At 32.1% G+C, this 18,115-nt stretch carries 18 protein-coding genes and 1 riboswitch; of the genes, 5 read left to right on the top strand and 13 right to left on the bottom strand.

Going from position 1 to position 18,115, the window contains the following annotated elements:
• Positions 1 to 84: 84 nt before the first annotated feature.
• The 6 genes from KA893_RS00660 to KA893_RS00685 form a co-directional block, all read right to left on the bottom strand.
• Positions 85 to 630, bottom strand: a complete 546-nt coding sequence (locus KA893_RS00660) for an ECF transporter S component (RefSeq protein WP_210125522.1) — start codon at positions 628 to 630, stop codon at positions 85 to 87.
• Between the two features lie 67 nt (positions 631 to 697).
• Positions 698 to 833: riboswitch (FMN riboswitch) on the bottom strand.
• Between the two features lie 219 nt (positions 834 to 1,052).
• Complete coding sequence (locus KA893_RS00665) at positions 1,053 to 2,816, bottom strand: ATP-binding protein (RefSeq protein ID WP_037538600.1); 1,764 nt, start codon at positions 2,814 to 2,816, stop codon at positions 1,053 to 1,055.
• On the bottom strand, positions 2,800 to 3,525 hold the full coding sequence (locus tag KA893_RS00670) for a response regulator (protein WP_011303060.1): 726 nt from the start codon (positions 3,523 to 3,525) through the stop codon (positions 2,800 to 2,802). Before KA893_RS00670 ends, KA893_RS00665 begins: the two co-directional genes overlap by 17 nt.
• A 126-nt stretch (positions 3,526 to 3,651) precedes the next feature.
• Positions 3,652 to 4,389, bottom strand: a complete 738-nt coding sequence (locus tag KA893_RS00675; RefSeq protein ID WP_002483234.1) for a pseudouridine synthase — start codon at positions 4,387 to 4,389, stop codon at positions 3,652 to 3,654.
• On the bottom strand, positions 4,382 to 4,930 hold the full coding sequence (scpB, locus tag KA893_RS00680) for an SMC-Scp complex subunit ScpB (RefSeq protein WP_002483233.1): 549 nt from the start codon (positions 4,928 to 4,930) through the stop codon (positions 4,382 to 4,384). Before scpB ends, KA893_RS00675 begins: the two co-directional genes overlap by 8 nt.
• Positions 4,914 to 5,648, bottom strand: coding sequence for a segregation and condensation protein A (locus KA893_RS00685; RefSeq protein ID WP_041080657.1), 735 nt, complete (start codon positions 5,646 to 5,648; stop codon positions 4,914 to 4,916). The genes scpB and KA893_RS00685 overlap by 17 nt, the downstream gene beginning before the upstream one ends.
• Before the next feature lie 91 nt (positions 5,649 to 5,739).
• On the opposite strand from KA893_RS00685, the gene KA893_RS00690 reads away from it, so the two are divergent.
• A complete protein-coding gene (locus tag KA893_RS00690) occupies positions 5,740 to 6,246 on the top strand; it encodes a DUF309 domain-containing protein (protein WP_002483231.1) in 507 nt (168 codons plus the stop codon).
• A 68-nt stretch (positions 6,247 to 6,314) separates the two neighbouring features.
• On the opposite strand, the gene xerD is transcribed toward KA893_RS00690, so the two are convergent.
• The 3 genes from xerD to KA893_RS00705 form a co-directional block, all read right to left on the bottom strand.
• Positions 6,315 to 7,202: a site-specific tyrosine recombinase XerD gene (xerD, locus tag KA893_RS00695; protein WP_069822000.1), complete on the bottom strand. Its 888-nt coding sequence runs from the start codon at positions 7,200 to 7,202 to the stop codon at positions 6,315 to 6,317.
• Positions 7,203 to 7,241: 39 nt separating this feature from the next.
• Positions 7,242 to 7,688, bottom strand: coding sequence for a ferric iron uptake transcriptional regulator (gene fur, locus KA893_RS00700; RefSeq protein WP_002483229.1), 447 nt, complete (start codon positions 7,686 to 7,688; stop codon positions 7,242 to 7,244).
• A gap of 103 nt (positions 7,689 to 7,791) precedes the next feature.
• A complete protein-coding gene (locus KA893_RS00705; RefSeq protein WP_037538405.1) occupies positions 7,792 to 8,334 on the bottom strand; it encodes an NUDIX hydrolase in 543 nt (180 codons plus the stop codon).
• Positions 8,335 to 8,493: 159 nt separating this feature from the next.
• On the opposite strand from KA893_RS00705, the gene KA893_RS00710 reads away from it, so the two are divergent.
• Positions 8,494 to 9,408 (top strand): aldo/keto reductase, encoded by a 915-nt coding sequence (locus KA893_RS00710; protein ID WP_002483227.1) that lies wholly within the window; start codon positions 8,494 to 8,496, stop codon positions 9,406 to 9,408.
• 108 nt (positions 9,409 to 9,516) lie between these two features.
• On the opposite strand, the gene KA893_RS00715 is transcribed toward KA893_RS00710, so the two are convergent.
• The gene (locus tag KA893_RS00715; protein ID WP_002483226.1) at positions 9,517 to 10,275 is read right to left on the bottom strand and encodes an SDR family NAD(P)-dependent oxidoreductase; all 759 of its coding nucleotides are present in this window, start codon (positions 10,273 to 10,275) and stop codon (positions 9,517 to 9,519) included.
• Between the two features lie 151 nt (positions 10,276 to 10,426).
• Between KA893_RS00715 and proC the strand changes: the two genes are divergently transcribed.
• Entirely contained in the window at positions 10,427 to 11,242 is an 816-nt protein-coding gene (gene proC / locus KA893_RS00720; protein WP_011303054.1) for a pyrroline-5-carboxylate reductase, read from the top strand.
• Positions 11,243 to 11,394: 152 nt separating this feature from the next.
• Here proC and rnz read toward each other — a convergent pair whose 3' ends face one another.
• Positions 11,395 to 12,315, bottom strand: coding sequence for a ribonuclease Z (gene rnz, locus KA893_RS00725; RefSeq protein WP_002483224.1), 921 nt, complete (start codon positions 12,313 to 12,315; stop codon positions 11,395 to 11,397).
• A 150-nt stretch (positions 12,316 to 12,465) separates the two neighbouring features.
• Here rnz and zwf point away from each other — a divergent pair, with 150 nt between their 5' ends.
• Together zwf and KA893_RS00735 are read left to right on the top strand one after the other, a co-directional pair.
• A complete protein-coding gene (gene zwf, locus KA893_RS00730) occupies positions 12,466 to 13,950 on the top strand; it encodes a glucose-6-phosphate dehydrogenase (protein WP_037538404.1) in 1,485 nt (494 codons plus the stop codon).
• 409 nt (positions 13,951 to 14,359) lie between these two features.
• A complete protein-coding gene (locus KA893_RS00735) occupies positions 14,360 to 15,241 on the top strand; it encodes an AraC family transcriptional regulator (RefSeq protein WP_037538401.1) in 882 nt (293 codons plus the stop codon).
• Between the two features lie 85 nt (positions 15,242 to 15,326).
• Here KA893_RS00735 and KA893_RS00740 read toward each other — a convergent pair whose 3' ends face one another.
• Together KA893_RS00740 and KA893_RS00745 are read right to left on the bottom strand one after the other, a co-directional pair.
• Entirely contained in the window at positions 15,327 to 16,991 is a 1,665-nt protein-coding gene (locus KA893_RS00740; RefSeq protein WP_194375704.1) for a glycoside hydrolase family 13 protein, read from the bottom strand.
• Between the two features lie 11 nt (positions 16,992 to 17,002).
• Positions 17,003 to 18,007, bottom strand: coding sequence for a LacI family DNA-binding transcriptional regulator (locus KA893_RS00745; protein WP_041080651.1), 1,005 nt, complete (start codon positions 18,005 to 18,007; stop codon positions 17,003 to 17,005).
• Positions 18,008 to 18,115: the final 108 nt, after the last annotated feature.

The raw sequence follows: 18,115 nt of genomic DNA on the forward strand, positions 1-18,115 counted from the left end.
TTTATTTTTTTAAAGCGATAGATAAAACGAGCCGTGATATCAATATATAATGGCTCGTTTTATCTATCTTTCTTTTATTAAATTTTATTTAGGTAAGACATTTTTTAGTCTGTCGTATAACAAAATAAATATGATAGAGATGACAATACCTTTAATGATATTAAAGGGAATCACACCAGATACGATGACGATTTTTACATTTTCAACAACGTCAGATAGATTCATAATCATGCCATACAGTGGGAGTAAAACGAAATAGTTCAGTATACTTAATACAATTGTCATAACTACTGTCGCAATACTTAGTCCAACAATTTGTGACTTAATTTTATCTTTATATTTCGTTACAAAATAAGCTGTTAATAAAAAGCTAGATGCTGCTAAAAAATTTGCAACTGGTCCAACTGGATCACCTATGTTAAATAAAAAGTTGAGTAAATTTTTTATGAATTCTACAATAAGACCTGCTACAGGTCCTAAAATAAATGTTGCTAATAACGCGGGAACATCACCAAAATCTAACGTTAAATAAGGTGGCAAAAATGGTATTGGAAATTTTATAAACATTAAAATGAAAGCCACCGCACTCAACATACTTATGGTAATGAGTCTTTTTGTTTGTTGATGCATATTTAATTGTCTCCTTCCATTCATCTTACATAGAATAGGAGGAATAAATTGCACAACAAATCATGTCCTCCATCTTCTCCCATCCAGACTTTACTGTCGGCTCTAGATTTTCACTAGATCAGCCATTTTATTATATATAATAAAATGGGTCGCAGGCTTTATTTACTGCCGGTTGGGAATTGCACCCTACCCCGAAGATGAATTTCTTAAATTTTATAAATTTATCATAGCTTATTAGTCAGATAAAAACAATAGAATTGCTTAAAATAACTCATTGCCTAGCCATTGTGTGTACTACACATGTGATAAAATGATTAAAAATAAAATTAAATTCAAGCTACCAACGAAAATAATCCGTCACAAGCCGTAGTAGTACCACGCTTGTAACGGATTTGTAATAGATTAGAATTATTAAAGATAAATCAGTTTGTTTTAGGTTTTGGTAAAGTGATGATAAATGTAGTCCCTTTACCAAGCGTACTTTTAACATCGATAGTACCACCATGCTCGTGTATAATCATGCGACATATGAACAATCCTAATCCTGTTCCTTGTTTACCTCTTTTACGAGCAGTGTCTACTTTATAGAATCTATCAAATACTTGTTGTAAATGTTCAGGTGCTATGCCTGATCCAGTGTCACTAATATAAAGGATATTTTCAGTTTGCGTTTCTCCATACTCAATCTTTATTTCGTCACCTGGTTCAGTATATCTTGAAGCATTGTCTATAAGATTGGTTAATACTTGTTCAATTCTATCAGAATCATAATACCACATCTGATTGTGAGTATTTGGACTTAAATTCATATTTAAACCTAAATCTTTAGCATGTTTTTGATACTTTTGTTGCACCTTATCAAGCAAATGATCAATGGGTTGAACAACTTTTTCTACAGTTAATCCTTCTGCGTCCATACGAGCAACATTTAATAACTCATTCACTAATCTGTTCAAGCGTTTTGTTTCATCTAACACAATTGAAAGTGACTCATGAATTTCTGCAGGTTCGGTGACGATACCATCAACGATGGATTCTGTATACCCTTGCAGTAAAGATATAGGCGTGCGTAATTCATGTGATACATTCGCAATAAAGTCTTTTTTCATTTGGTCCATATTATGTTCGTTAGTCATGTCACGAATGATAGCTACAATACCACTACGACCATCAGGTTGAATTTGTTCGATATAACTTGTAATAATTACAAAATAGCGCGTGTTAATTTCATAAACTTCAAATTGCGTTTTTTTATTTTTAAATGTAAGTTCATTTTGTTCATCAAGTTTTTCTAAAGCAAAATCATCTAACATTTGCAATGTAGTATTAGCCATTTTGTTTGAAATGATAATTTCTTTTTTATCATTAAAGCCTAATACGCCTTCTACCATTGAATTGATTAGACTATCGCGGATATTTTTAGATGAAGATAACGCGTCAATGTGTTGCTGTATTTCGGAACTCATTGTATTAAATGCGCGTGATAATTCCCCTATTTCATCTCGCGAATTGACTGGGACAACTTGCGCATAATCACCTTTAGATACTTTTAACGCTTGTGTTCTTAAATTTCTTAAAGGCTTTGTAATTCTAGAAGATAAGAAGAAGGCAAAGATAGTTGTTATCGCTAAAAAGATAATCGCAATAATTAAAATGATAACGGTAATGACATTGTTTGTGTCTTCAATCGTTTTTAAGTCTTGATAAATGAATACACCACTAAACTTATTTGTGTGATTATCCGCTGATGAAATGGCTTTTGTAGGATAACCGATTAATACATAAGTTCGTTGATTTCCATTCATATTTAAGGTGACATGTTCAGAAACTTGTTTACCATTATTAAATACTTGATTGTAATCATTGCTTTTTTTAATTTCTTTGACCATTTTGTTTTTCGTTTTATCTTTATCCTGTCTATCTATATGCTTATCATTCATTATGATAAGTCCAACTGGTCCTTCGATTAATTTTCTACTATGTTGAATTGCAGTTTCTCTATTATCTGCGCTTTCTAAAAGTTGACTAATTCGTTTTGCATCTTTTAATAATGAGTCTTCTGTTTCTTGCGTGAAATAAGATTGTATAAACGTTATAAGCGCTGCACTTAATAAAATTAAAACTGTAGTCACTATAAAAATAATAGTTAACCACAGTTTAATGACGACGCTATTGAGTTGATTCATTATTTGATTTGATTTCAAATTTATAACCAACACCCCATACAGTTTGTATCATATGTGCAGCGTCCTCTGATACACGATTTAATTTCTCTCTTAAACGTTTAACGTGAGTATCTACAGTTCGCAAGTCACCATAGAACTCATAATGCCATACTTCTTTTAGTAATTGTTCTCTATCAAATACTTTATTAGGTGTTTTTGCTAGGAAGATCAATAATTCATATTCTTTAGGTGTTAAATTCACTTGACTACCATCTGCCAACACTCTATGTGCATCGTTATCAATCACTAAGTGATCAAATTCTATTAAATCACGTGCATGTGGTTCGCTTTGTTCGGCAGTTGCCACTTGTGTACGTCTTAATAATGCTTTAACACGTAGGACCACTTCTCTTGGAGAGAATGGTTTTACGATGTAGTCATCCGCACCAGATTCAAATCCTTCTACACGATTTGTTTCCTCACCTTTAGCAGTTAACATGATAATGGGTGTTTCCTTATGCTCTCTTAATTTAGACGCAACGGTAATGCCATCCATTTCAGGTAGCATCAAATCTAATAAAATGCAAGCATAGTCATGTTCCATTGCCATTCTATATGCTTCATTTCCATCATTTGCTTCATGTATTTCAAAAGATTCTCTTTCGAGATATAGTTTCAATAATCTTCTAATACGATCTTCATCGTCTACAATTAGTATTTCGTTTGACATACGTATATACCTCCCACACGACTAACTTTCTAATTCAACCATATTATATCATAGCTTTAAGGTTAAAAGTGGTTATGAAGAAAAAGTTTGTGAAAAAATTATCATAGTTGATAATTTAAATTCAGATTAATTACCGTGTTCTGCAATTTGGCGTATCATTTTAACTTCGTGTGGCGTAAGTACTCTACCTTCACCAGCATTTAAACCTTTCAAGTTTAATGGTCCAAATTCAATGCGTTGCAATTTGGTTACTTGATGTCCAAAATGTTCAAACATGCGACGCACTTGTCGATTACGTCCTTCAGTAATAGTGATTTCAACTAATGTTGTGTTTTTATCTTTATCTTGATTTTTCACTTTAATTATAGCAGGTTGAGTAACACCATCTTCTAGTTGGACACCTTGTTCAAGCGATTTCACTTCTTCACGCATGAGATAACCTTTTAATTTTACTACATATTTTTTCTTTATTTTATAACGTGGATGTGTCATAAGATTAGTGAATTCGCCGTCATTTGTCAGTAATAATAAACCAGATGTATCATAATCTAAACGGCCAACTGGATAAATTCTTGTTTTAATTTGTTTAAAGTAGTCAGTTACAACTTTACGCCCTCTGTCATCTGAAACACTGGTGATGACTTGTGCAGGTTTATAAAATAGTATATATAATTTGTCTTCTTGTTCTAATTTGATACCCTCTACTTCGATGCTATCAGAAGGTTTAACTTTAGTGCCTAATTCAGTTTCAACTGTGCCATTCACTTTTACTTTGCCTTCAGTAATTAAAGTTTCTGCTTTTCTACGTGAAGTATAGCCACTGTTGGCAATACGTTTTTGAAGTCTTTCTGTATCTTTATTCATGATTATCTCCTTTTTGATTAACTAAGTTACTAAAGAACGCTTCGATTTCTTCATCTTCTTCGTCTGTAGTAGGTAAATCGTCTAAATGTTCAATACCAAATACGTTTAAAAATAGTTCAGTGGTATAAAGTTGATGACTTCTAGAATCGGCTTCCTCTTTAGCTTCTACTAAACCGCGAGCGATTAATGTTTTAACAGCGCCGTCTGAATTAATACCTCTAATTAGTTCAATATCACTGCGTGATAAGGGCTGATTATATGCAATGATGGATAAAGATTCCATTGCAGCTTGTGATAATTTCATTTTTGATTTTTGTTCAATTAATTGTTCGATATAATCAGATGCTTCTTTCTTGGTAGTTAATACATAAGTATTACCGTAGTGTTGAATCGTTAAACCGGGTGAATCATACGCTTCAATTAATTCTGTTAATGTTGTTGGTTCAATTTCTAAAATTTCTAGTAGTTGCTGTTGATCCAAACCTTCGTCTCCGGCTGTGTATAGTAGTGCTTCTAATATGCCTTTATCTTGCAACGCCATAGTTTACTCCTCTTAAAATATTAATATCATCAAAACTTTTTGCTTGTTCAATATTTACTATACCGGATTTCGACATTTCAAGTATAGCTAAGAAATGTGTCACTACCATTTCTATCGGTTCTGTAAAATTAAATAAGCTAAAGAAGTTAAAGGACTCATGCTGCTTTAATTTATCAGTGACTTGTGAAGTTGCTTGTTGTATTGTGAATGTTTCTTTACGTATATCTACTGTTTTAGGTGTATGGAACTCAACTCTGTTTTTTACTTTTTGATAGGCAATGATTAATTCTGTTAAATCAATTGTATTATCTGGGCTCCATGTTTCATTGGATTCTAAATGGGATAAATCCGTTGGATGTTTAGAAAAATATAAAGCACGTTCGACTTTACGTTCATTTAAAAATTCAGTGTAGGCTTTATAATTTTGATATTCGATTAAACGACCCACCAATTCGTCTCGTGGATCATCATCTAAATCTTCCACTTCATTCGTTTGAGGTAGAAGCATTTTACTTTTTATCATCAATAATTCTGAAGCCATGACTAAGTATTCACTAGCAATATTAATTTCTAATTGATTCATCGTATGTATATATTGCATATACTGCTCAGTTAATGCTTTCATAGGAATATCATAAATATCAATTTCAATTTTTTGTATAAGATGCAATAATAAATCTAATGGTCCATTAAAGGCATCTAGTTTTACTTCGTACATTTTATCTACCTCATATCGCAAGTTAAGTGCGTAATTCACTAAAGTATTATAGCATGTTTAATGAAAACATTTAAATTTGGAGCGGTTTTTTATGGAAAATGCATTAAAGGAATTTTATTTTCAATTTCATACGAATCAACATTACTTTTTATGTCATGACATTTTAGAGGAAGCTTGGAAGGAAAATAAATCTTTCAGTAAGGATGACGCTGTCGTCAGTTTAATTTTATTTGCAACTGGATGTTATCACTTTCGTAGAGAAAATGATAAAGGTGCTATCAAATCTTTTAGAAAAGCATTAAAAGTTATTGAACCTTACAAAGAAGAAATCAATCTAGGTATTGATATCAAAGCATACCAAAAAGTGATTGCTGAATTAGTACATGCTATTGAAAATGGTCAACAATTTGCACCAGTACAGTTACCAATCACTTCACAAATGCAACAAAAAATTTTAACAACGTATCCAAACTATATCATGACGGAATATGTTATTAGAGATAGTTACATTGTTAATCATCATTTAGAAAGAGATAGAACAGAAGTGAATGAGGCTCGTTTAAACGCATTATATCAAAAACAACAAGATAGAAAATAAAAGTACTAAACCAATTGTTTGCATATAAAAACACAGGCGAGTTATTCAACGAATCAACTTGTCTGTGTTTATGCACGTGGATGAAATTCATTATACATTTTTCTAATTTGTGATTTGGATACATGTGTATACAATTGTGTGGTAGATATATCAGAATGTCCTAACATTTCTTGAACTGCACGTAAATCCGCCCCATTTTCTAGTAAATGCGTGGCAAATGAATGTCTCAATGTATGTGGTGTTAATGATTTTGTGATATTAGCTTTGATAGCGTTTTGTTTAATCATTTTCCATATAGCTTGTCTTGATAAAGGTTTGCCATGCATATTTAGAAATAAGGTATTCGTCACTGTTTTCTTCAACAATTGAGGACGAATGGTTTCTATGTACGTCTTTAAATATTCTATTACTGTGTCACCTAAAGGTACAATACGCTCTTTATTACCTTTTCCAAATACTTTGACAAAGCCCATAATTAAATTTACATCTTCTAACTCAATTTGGATGAGCTCAGAAACACGCATGCCTGTCGCATATAATAACTCTAGCATTGTGCGATCTCGATAGCCATTTATTTTAGCCAAATTGGGCGTTTCCAATAGTGCTAACACTTCATTTATTTCTAATACATCAGGTAATTTGCGATCATATTTGGGTGTCTCGATAAGTACAGTTGGATCTTTTGCAGCATACTTTTCTCTCAACGCAAATTGATGAAAGCTTCTAATTGTTGAAATAAACCGTGCTAACGATTTAGCAGAAGCGCCATTATCATGTAAATACCCCAGACATTGTTGAATGGATGCTCTATCAATAAAATCAATATGACTAATCTTTTGTAACTCTAAAAACGTATTATATTTTTTTAAATCTCTCCGATAAGCTCCTATTGTATTCGAGCTTAATCTTTTTTCTAATTGAATGAATTTCAAATATTCTTCAATAATCGTATCCAAGATACCACCTCTATCTTTAAAATGGTGTACGTAGCTGAGTTATTTACCCAATGCCTGGCAATCAGAACATACACCATGGAATGTCAAACGATGATCAGAAATTCTAAAATTAAAATCATTTTCGACACGTTCTTCAACTTGTGGCAATAAGTCTTCTTCAATTTCTTCTACTTTGCCACATTCCATACAAACAAGGTGGTGGTGAAAATGTTTTGCGCCTTCTTTACGTAAATCAAAACGAGCGACGCCATCTCCGAAATTAATTTTATCAACAACTTTTAATTCTGATAATAGCTCTAACGTACGATATACTGTTGCTAGACCTATTTCAGGTGCTTTGTCCTTCACTTTTAAATAAACATCTTCAGCACTTAAATGATCTTTTTCATTTTCAATTAAAACACGCAACGTAGCTTCACGTTGAGGTGTCAATTTATATGAAGATTGTTGTAATTGTTGCTTCACGCGATTTAAACGTTCTTCCACGGAAGCCTCACTCCCCTACTAATAATTATAATCATTTTAATTTACATAATGATTTATATATAAAATACCAGTAATTGATAAAATACGCAAGTCAACTTGCTTCTTATTTATAATCATTATAATTAAGGAGTAAATGTTGTAATGCAATAATCGTTTTAGCATCTTCGAAATACTTATTTTTTAACATATCTTTAATGTCGTCTACATCGTAATATACTAATTCAATAAATTCATCATCATCGAGATGCATTTCTCCAACTTTTAAACTATTAGCCATATATATGGAAATTTTCTCATTTGAAAAACCAGGAGAACCGTACATTTCTGTAATTAGTTCTAAATCTTCAGCTATATAACCTGTTTCTTCTTCTAATTCACGCTTAGCTGCAGAAAGTCGTTCTTCGCCTTTTTCTAATTTGCCTGCTGGAATTTCTAATAATGGCTTTTCAGCTGGTTTACGAAATTGTTTTACTAAGATGACTTTGTTATCAGGTGTCACCGGACAAACTGCGACTGCCCCATTATGATAAACTAATTCACGTTTAGATGTGTTGCCATCGGGTAATTCAACATCGTGGACTTCTAAATCAATAATTGCGCCTTTATAAATGGATTCTTTATGTATTGTTTTCTCATATAAATTCATTTTAATCACGTTCCTTTAATTTGATTTAAGTTACTGTTAAGATAAATACGTTAGTATATAGGGAGCAATTAAAATAAGTATTTCAAATGACAAATAAATCGTATTTAGTAAATTTATTTTTAATCCCTATGATTTGAGTGTATCGAAAGGAGAAACGACATGCAAAAAAATGTTTTAAAAAGTGGTATTGAACTCTCAGAATTAGGATTAGGTTGTATGAGTTTAGGCACAGATATTAACCAAGCTGAACCAATTATAGAACGTGCAATAGAACATGGTATTACTTACTTTGATACAGCAGATATATATGATAAAGGTGTAAATGAAGATATTGTAGGTAAAACACTTAAAAAATATCAAGATAGAAGTGACATCGTCATTGGTTCTAAAGTAGGAAATCATTTAGCTGATGATGGTTCTACATTTTGGGACCCTTCGAAAGCATACATTAAAGAAGCAGTAAAAGGTTCATTAAGTCGCTTAGGACTTGACCATTTAGACTTGTATCAATTACATGGTGGAACGATAGATGATCCCCTAGATGAAACGATTGCTGCATTCGATGAATTGAAACAAGAAGGCATCATCCGAGCATATGGTATTTCTTCAATTAGACCCAATGTTATCAATTATTATTTAAAACATAGTGATATTGAAACACTCATGTCTCAATTTAATTTAATAGATAACAGACCGGAAGCTTTATTAGATGATGTACATGCTAAAAAAGTAAAAGTTTTAGCTCGTGGTCCAGTTTTTAAAGGATTGTTAACTTCTAACAGTAATCAAGCCTTAGATCGTAAGTTTTCAGAAGGTATTTTTGATTACACATATCCTGAATTAGGCGAAACTGTTGCATCTATTAAAGAAATCGAAAGCAATCTCTCCAGTTTAACATTTAATTACTTAACCTCTCATGATGCGTTAGGTTCAATCATTGTAGGGGCAAGTAGTGTGAATCAACTGGATGAAAATGTTGAAAATTATAAACTGTCTAAAGATATCAGCTTAGAAAAATTGAAAGCAGCACGTGATCGCGTTAAAAATTTAGAATACACGCAACATTTAAAATAAGTTAACCAATTAAAGCGTATGAGTTATTTTAGATAGGAAAGTGAACTAAACTGTATCCTATTTAATCTTACTCATACGCTTTTAATATTGTATAACTACTCATATTGATTAAGATTTGTTATTAAATAAAAAAGTGAAGTGTTTTTCAATAAATCGAGGTGCTAACTGATAAATACGTAAGAGATGATGCATCCAACTGGGTGCATTAATTTCTTCTTTTTGAGTGATTATCGCATTAACAATACGTTGAGCTAATTTATCGGAGTTTAGCATGATTTTTTTATATTTTTTTGAATATGTTAATGAAGGATCTGCTTTTTCATGGAATGGTGTTGCTATCGGTCCTGTATTAACTGTTAGTACATGGTAATTGGGTTTTTCAATACGGAGTGCATTTAGTACTTGATTAAATGCAGCTTTACTAGCACCGTAATGGGCAGCAGAAGCTTGTGTCAAAAATGCAGACTGACTTCCAATGCCTACGATTGTAGGCATGCGACTGAAATGTGGTTGTAATGTAGTTAATAATGAATTAAAGCTAATTACATTTAACATATATGTTTCTTGCATTTCTTCTATTGTGTGTTGATCAATTGATTTGAAATAACCTAACCCAGAACTATAGATGATACCATCGATGGATTGTCCTTTAAAATGGTTGCTAAGTTGGACGATTTGCGATGTGGACTGTAAATCACATTGGATAATCTTTAAATGTGAGGAGCCATATTTTAATTGAAGCGGCTTTAGCTTATTAACGTCACGTACCAGTGCAGTCACATAGACCTGTTTTTGTAATAGAATGTGTAAGATAGATTTACCTAATCCACCTGATGCGCCTGTTAAGACATAATGTCTACCTATCATATGTATCCCTACCCTTTGTTAGTATATGGATAGTATATATGAAGTCATTACGTTATGCCATTTATTATGGAAATATTAGGCATATTGTGAAACTATGTTACTATAGATACATAAATGAAACATAAAAACTCAGAGGAAGTGAAATGTTCACATGAAACTAGTATTTTATGGTGCTGGTAATATGGCACATGCAATTTTTACAGGTATCGTTAATTCTAAAGTTATAGATTCCAATGATATTTATTTAACAAATCGTTCTAATGAAGTTGCACTTAAAGAATATGCTGAAAAGTTAGGTGTCAATTATAGTTATGATGATGAAGCGTTATTAAAAGCGGCAGATTATGTATTTTTAGGAACTAAACCTTATGATTTCGAATCATTAGCAGAAAGAATTAAACCATTTATAACAGACAAAAATAAATTTATCTCTATCATGGCTGGTTTACCTATTAGTTATATAAGAGAAAAATTGGAAGCGGACAATCCAATTGCACGTATTATGCCAAATACCAATGCACATGTAGGTCATTCAGTTACTGGAATTAGTTTTTCAAGTAATTTTGGTCCAAATTCTAAAGATGAAGTCGATGAATTAATTAATGCCTTTGGTTCAGCAATAGAGGTTCCAGAGGACAATTTACATCAAGTGACAGCCATTACAGGAAGTGGTCCAGCATTTTTATACCATGTATTCGAACAATATGTTACAGCTGGTACACGCTTAGGTTTGGAAAAAGCACAAGTCGAAGAATCGATTCGCAACTTAATTATTGGAACAAGTAAAATGATTGAACGTTCTGAATTAAGCATGGAACAACTTAGAAAAAACATCACATCTAAAGGTGGCACTACTCAAGCAGGGTTAAATGCCCTTTCACAACATGACTTAGAAAGTGTTTTTGAGGATTGTTTGAGAGCTGCAGTGGATCGTAGCGTTGAACTTTCAAGCCAGGATGAAGATTAAGGACTGACATTTTACAACAATAATAAATAGAAACATGTTTTTTCATAAAATTATAAATACCCTTTAAAGTAGAAGTTCTAAAAATTTCACTTTAAAGGGTATTTTATATATGGGATTTTAATTTCCACTATATTCATTATTATAAGCAAGTTTTAAAAAGACCACGAATCAAAATCTTTCACAAATTTAAATGGAGGTGTAGTGGGAAGTGATTTGAGTGATTTACTAATCGTTTCAACTTCTTCAATTGTGTAACGATTACTCATGTGTGTAATCAAGCTATAATCTACGTGGGCATTTTCTATTAGTGTAAATACATCCTCAATATGGCTATGATGATAATTGTTTGCTAATGATTTATCACCTTCTATATAAGTACTTTCATGAACCATAACATTAGCATGATCGGCGATGATTTCTTCATTTTGACACGGCATTGTATCACCAAATATAGCGATAACAGGTCCTTTCACAGCATCCCCTTTAAAATCTTTGGAATTATAAATAATGCCATTATATTCAAATGTTTCATTATTTTTTACATCTTGATATTTAGGCCCAGGCTCTAACCCAATTTCTTTAAGCGCCGATACATCTATTTTTCCAGATGTATAGGGTGCTTCGATACGATATCCGAAAGAAGGTATACCGTGATTTAACATATGCGCTTCTACATTAAAACCATTATTTTGATAGGATAAGTGGTTTTCGATTTCTATATATGTAATTGGATAATTTAATTTAGATTCAGATAAACGTAAAGTCGTTTCTATATATGCTTTAATTCCTTTAGGTCCAATGAGTGTTAGTGGCTTACCTTCACCACCTTGAAACGACCTACTCGTTAATAATCCTGGTAACCCAAAAATATGGTCGCCATGCATATGCGTTATAAAAATGTGATCTACCTTTCCTAATTTAATAGAATGATGCAATATTTGGTGTTGTGTACCTTCACCGACATCAAATAGCCAGATATTATTAGAATATGGTTCCAAGTTTAATGCAATTGCTTGTGTATTTCGTTCTTTTGTTGGTAGACCAGCACTCGTACCAAAAAATGTGATTTCCATGCATATGCCTCCTCTTCTTGTTCACATTTTATCATAGAAAAGAATAAAAAATATATTAAAATTTTCTTCTCTCAAGCAAAAAGGTATGAACTAAACAGATTATTGTTCTATAATATAAAGAGATTTATAAAAAGAATTGAGGTTTTGATCTTGAATACTAAAAATAAAGACATTCCATGCTTAATAACAATATTCGGAGCAACGGGTGATTTAAGTCACAGAAAATTATTCCCATCATTGTTCCATCTATATCAACAAGAAAATTTAAATGAACAAGTTGCTATAATTGGTATAGGTCGAAGAGAGTTAACAAATGATGATTTTCGTAGTCAAGTGAAATCATCTATTCAAGAACATGTTAAAGACACGAAGCATCTTGATAAATTTATGGAACATGTATTTTATCATAAACACGATGTAAGTGACGAAGCAAGCTATCAATCATTACTAGAAGTTAGTAATAAACTAGACACTGAATTTAATTTAAATGGTAATAGATTGTTCTATTTAGCTATGGCGCCAAAATTCTTTGGTGTAATTTCTGATTATTTAAAATCATCTGGATTAACAGAAACGACTGGTTTCAAACGTTTAGTCATCGAAAAACCATTTGGCTCTGATTTAGCCTCTGCTGAAGATTTAAATGAACAATTACGTCGTTCATTTAAAGAAGAAGAAATTTATCGTATTGATCATTACTTAGGTAAAGATATGGTACAAAATATCGAAGTGTTACGTTTTGCTAATGCAATGTTCGAACCACTATGGAATAACAAATATATTTCCAATATCCAAGTAACCTCTTCTGAAGTATTAGGTGTAGAAGATAGAGGTGGTTATTATGAATCAAGTGGTGCATTAAAAGATATGGTACAAAACCATATGCTACAAATGGTTGCCCTACTTGCTATGGAAGCGCCTATCAGTTTACACAGTGAAGATATTAGAGCAGAAAAAGTAAAAGCGCTTAAATCATTACGAAAATTAGAACCAGAAGAAGTGAGACAGAACTTTGTCCGTGGTCAATATGATGAAGGTGTAATCCAAGGTCAAAAAGTACCAAAATATAGAGATGAAGATCGTGTTGCTGAAAATTCAACTACCCCTACTTTCGTAGCAGGTAAATTAACGATCGATAACTTTAGATGGGCAGGCGTACCTTTTTATATTAGAACTGGTAAACGTATGAAGAGTAAAACAATACAAGTTGTTGTTGAATTTAAAGAAGTGCCAATGAACTTGTATTATGAAACTGATAAAAAATTAGACTCAAACTTACTTGTAATCAATATTCAGCCTAATGAAGGTGTGTCATTACACTTAAATGCTAAGAAAAATGTACAAGGCATAGAGACAGAACCTGTTCAATTATCATATGCAATGAGTGCACAAGATAAAATGAACACAGTCGATGCATATGAAAACTTATTGTTTGATTGTTTAAATGGTGATGCTACAAACTTTACACATTGGGAAGAATTAAAATCTACATGGAAGTTTGTAGATGCAATTCAAGAAGAATGGAATCAAAATGAACCAGAGTTCCCTAATTATGAGTCAGGTTCTAATGGTCCGCTTGATAGTGATTTATTATTAAGTAGAGATGGTTTCAAATGGTGGGACGATATTCATTAAATAATATATTGCTAATCATACGAGCATCAACATTTGTAACTTTACAATGTTGATGCTTTTTTGTTAACTATTTTTTATGTTATGATTTAAGCTATTGAGTAAAAAAAGTGAATGCCAAATAACTTATTTACATTTTACCCTATTTAATATTTTTAAGATGTAAGCGGAATGAAAATGATGTAGAATATACTTAATCAGTTAAAAACATATTATATTATGTAGTCATTTTTTAAGAGTAGTAAAACACGGATCATATGTTTTTTGTGTTATTCAGTTGATACATCGGCTGATAAATATAGAGGGTTACTTCGTGAGAAAAGTGATTCGTTGTGAATTTGATTCGTGCTCTATCAGTAGATAGTTTATGGTTTGTTATTTGAATGGAAAATCTAGTTTAGGAGTGAAAGTTTTGGACGTTATCAAGCAAATACAACAGGCAATTGTTTATATAGAAGATCATTTATTAGTGCCTTTTCATTTGCAAGCACTCAGTGATTACGTTGGTCTTTCACCATATCACCTTGATCAATCGTTTAAAATGATTGTTGGTCAATCTCCGACAGAATATGCTAGGTCTCGTAGAATGACATTAGCAGCGAATGAAATTATAAGTGGATCTAGTCGATTAATGGATATTGCTAAAAAATATCATTACAGTGACACAAATGCTTTTGCAAATGATTTTAGTGACTTTCACGGGGTTTCACCTATTCAAGTCAACACAAAACGTGAAGAGCTAAAGATGCAACCACGTTTATATATTAAATTAACAACAACAGATAAACCGCCCAATGCATATCGTTTAGAGGATACAGCGGGCATAGCTTTAGTTGGTTATGCACAATTTATCGATTCAGAACATTTAGAGAATCCTTTTAAGGTACCAGATTTTCTTGAGGACTTAATGAAAGATGGAAAAATCAAGGAGCTACAACGTTACAATGATATTAGTCCACATGAATTGTTTGTAGTAAATTGTCCGCTAGATGAAGGTATGGAAATATTTGTTGGTGTGCCTAGTGAAAGGTATCCGTCTCATTTAGAAAGTAGATATCTTCCAGAAAGGCAATATGCAAAATTTAATCTACAAGGTGAGTTAGACTATGTTGTGAATGAGGCATGGTATTATATAGAAACAAGCTTACAAATGACTTTACCTTATGAACACAATAGTCTTTACGTTGAAGTATATCCATTTGATATCTCATTTGATGATCCATTTTGTAAAATTCAATTATGGATGCCTGTAGATCAAGAACAATACTTAGATTATGATGAAACAAACCGATAAAATATAAATAGATAGACCCACCACTCATTATTGTGGTGGGTCTATCTATTGGCTAAGCTGAGACGTTTGTAGGCTCGGTTTATTTTTATTTGTTTGTTAAATCAAGGACAAATGCTTCAAAAGGTCGTAATGCCTTCATGTTAATAGCGCGGTCTTTATAGTTATGAAGTAAAATATGATTGCTATGATTGGACATATAATCAGGCATATTTAAAGATGTTATTTGATCAGTAAGATTACCGACAATTAAGACCTGCTTATCATCTAATGTTCTTGTATATGCGAATACTTGTTCATTATTTGTATCAACAAGATCAAATTTACCATATGTGTAGACATCATCAGATTTTTTCAATTGAATCATTGCTTTATAAAAATGGAGTATTGAATTTGGATTATCTTGTTGTTCAGCAACATTGATTTGTTGATAATTAGGATTTACTGGGAACCACGGTTGATGATCAGAAAATCCAGCATTTTTATTTTGGTTCCATTGCATAGGCGTTCTTGAATTATCTCTATTTTCCATTTTATGTTTTTCTAATAATGCAGACGTATCACCATTTTGCGCTTTTACAATATTGTATTCATTAACTACGGCGACATCATTAAAAGTCTCGATGCTTTCAAATGGATAATTTGTCATACCTATTTCCTGTCCTTGATAAATAAATGGGGTGCCTTGTTGTAAGAAATAAACAATTGCATGGCTTGTTGCAGATTCATACCAATACGTTTTGTCATCTCCCCATGTAGATACACGTCTAGGTTGATCATGATTTTCTATAAATAACGCATTCCAACCTACATTTTCTAGTTTCTTTTGCCATCTATTTAATATAGTTTTGTATGATTTTACATCAAATTTTACGTCACCGGTGTTCCATAAACCTAAATGTTCGAATTGGAATATCATGTTAAATTTGCCTTTATCTTCCCCTACCCAATCCTCTGCATTATCTGGATTAACACCATTGGCTTCGCCTACAGTCATAATATTATACTGACTTAGTGATTTATCTTTCATTTCCTGTAACCATGTTTGAATGCCAGGTTGATTCATATCAACATCAAATGCCGGTGCATATGTTTTACCTTCAGGTACGGATAAATCTCCAGACTCGAATGATTTTTTTATATGTGTAATTGCATCTACTCTAAAACCATCAATTCCTTTTTCAAACCACCAATTCATCATATCAAATATTTCATTACGAACTGCTGGATTATCCCAGTTTAAATCAGGTTGTTTTTTACTAAACAAATGGAAATAATATTCTTTAGTTTGCTCATCAAATTCCCAAGTTGAACCATTAAATATGCTTTCCCAATTATTTGGTTCAGAACCATCTGATTTTGGCTTTTTCCAGATGTACCAATCTCGCTTGGGGTTGTCTTTGCTTGATTTTGATTCAATGAACCAAGGATGTTCATCTGAAGTATGATTAACAACAAGATCAAGGATTAATTTCATGCCACGTTTATGTACACCTTCTAGTAATTGATTAAAATCATGCATCGTACCAAATTCATCCATAATATCTTTATAATCACTAATATCATATCCGTTATCATCATTTGGTGATTTATACATTGGGCTTAACCAAATAACATCGATACCTAAGTCCTTTAAATAATCCAACTTTTCTATAACACCCGGTAAGTCACCGATACCATCATTGTTTGAGTCATTAAAGCTTCTTGGATAAACTTGATATGCGACAGCTTCTTTCCACCATTGTTTATTCATAATGTTTCCTCCTAATATTTTTTGGTTGAGCAACGATTAATGATATGCGTTGGTATGATTTTATTCATATATTCAATGTGGCTATCTTTTACTAATTTAATAATACTTTCACCTGCAGCTTTACCTAGTAATTGAGGTTGAATATCTACAGCAGTTTGTGGTGGTGCTGCGTATGCTGATATATATGAGTCATTAAAAGTTGCAGTTTGTATGTCTTCAGGAATAGTAATATTCAATTCATATAGTGCACTTAAAACGAGTTGATTAAGCATAGTGTCGGAGGTAATAATGATAGTTGGTAAAGCGTTTTCAGTAACAAGCGCCTTTAAGTGATTTATAATTTGTTGGCGACTCAAATCTGTAAACATTATACTCGGTTTTAAATTAGCAACCTTCAATGTTTGTTTATAACCTTTAATGCGATCTTTCACTACCTCATAATCACCCATCTCCGCTAAAAATAGAAACGTTTTATGTCCTAAATCTATTAAATAGCGCGTTAATAATTGTGATGCCAAAATATTATCATTATCTATATGTACCACATTTTCATTGTTGATTGGTTTACCTATAACAACATAAGGTATGGCATGTTGTTTTAATAAATTAGCAATCTCGTCGTTTTCTTTTGAATAAAGCAATATAAATCCTTCAACTGCATGAGACTGAATCATATGTTTTACTTCAGCTATGATTTCACTAGTTTGCTCACCTGTTGTAGATATGGTTGCATAATCATAGTATTTACATTCAATATAAACACCAGACAATACTTCTATAATAAATGGATTTTGTCTTGTTGCTTTGTCACCTTGCTTTTGAATAATACCAATTGTTTTTGATTTTTTTGTTATGAGCGTTCTTGCAGCATGGTTTGGCTGGTAATTAAAATCAGCCATTATTTTTTTCACTTTTTCCTGTGTGGCTACACTTATGCGACTATTACCACTAATCACACGGGAAACAGTAGAAGGAGACACATTTGCTACATTTGCAATATCCTTTATAGTTACCAATATAACGACATCCTTTAATTAACTAATAAAGCGCTTTCTCTTGCTAAAATAAATAATAAAGAAAATATAAACCAAAGTCAAAAGATTTGTGCAAACGTTTGCGCAAAA

This window comes from Staphylococcus sp. GDY8P126P (genome assembly GCF_017891965.1).
Taxonomy (GTDB): Bacteria; Bacillota; Bacilli; order Staphylococcales; family Staphylococcaceae; genus Staphylococcus; species Staphylococcus saprophyticus.

Excerpts from the sequence above, each read along its gene's own strand:
- KA893_RS00660 (WP_210125522.1), bottom strand. The coding sequence starts at position 630 with ATGCATCAACAAACAAAAAGACTCATTACCATAAGTATGTTGAGTGCG.
- KA893_RS00665 (WP_037538600.1), bottom strand. The coding sequence starts at position 2,816 with ATGAATCAACTCAATAGCGTCGTCATTAAACTGTGGTTAACTATTATT.
- KA893_RS00670 (WP_011303060.1), bottom strand. The coding sequence starts at position 3,525 with ATGTCAAACGAAATACTAATTGTAGACGATGAAGATCGTATTAGAAGA.
- KA893_RS00675 (WP_002483234.1), bottom strand. The coding sequence starts at position 4,389 with ATGAATAAAGATACAGAAAGACTTCAAAAACGTATTGCCAACAGTGGC.
- scpB (WP_002483233.1), bottom strand. The coding sequence starts at position 4,930 with ATGGCGTTGCAAGATAAAGGCATATTAGAAGCACTACTATACACAGCC.
- KA893_RS00685 (WP_041080657.1), bottom strand. The coding sequence starts at position 5,648 with ATGTACGAAGTAAAACTAGATGCCTTTAATGGACCATTAGATTTATTA.
- KA893_RS00690 (WP_002483231.1), top strand. The coding sequence starts at position 5,740 with ATGGAAAATGCATTAAAGGAATTTTATTTTCAATTTCATACGAATCAA.
- KA893_RS00705 (WP_037538405.1), bottom strand. The coding sequence starts at position 8,334 with ATGAATTTATATGAGAAAACAATACATAAAGAATCCATTTATAAAGGC.
- KA893_RS00710 (WP_002483227.1), top strand. The coding sequence starts at position 8,494 with ATGCAAAAAAATGTTTTAAAAAGTGGTATTGAACTCTCAGAATTAGGA.
- KA893_RS00715 (WP_002483226.1), bottom strand. The coding sequence starts at position 10,275 with ATGATAGGTAGACATTATGTCTTAACAGGCGCATCAGGTGGATTAGGT.
- proC (WP_011303054.1), top strand. The coding sequence starts at position 10,427 with ATGAAACTAGTATTTTATGGTGCTGGTAATATGGCACATGCAATTTTT.
- rnz (WP_002483224.1), bottom strand. The coding sequence starts at position 12,315 with ATGGAAATCACATTTTTTGGTACGAGTGCTGGTCTACCAACAAAAGAA.
- KA893_RS00740 (WP_194375704.1), bottom strand. The coding sequence starts at position 16,991 with ATGAATAAACAATGGTGGAAAGAAGCTGTCGCATATCAAGTTTATCCA.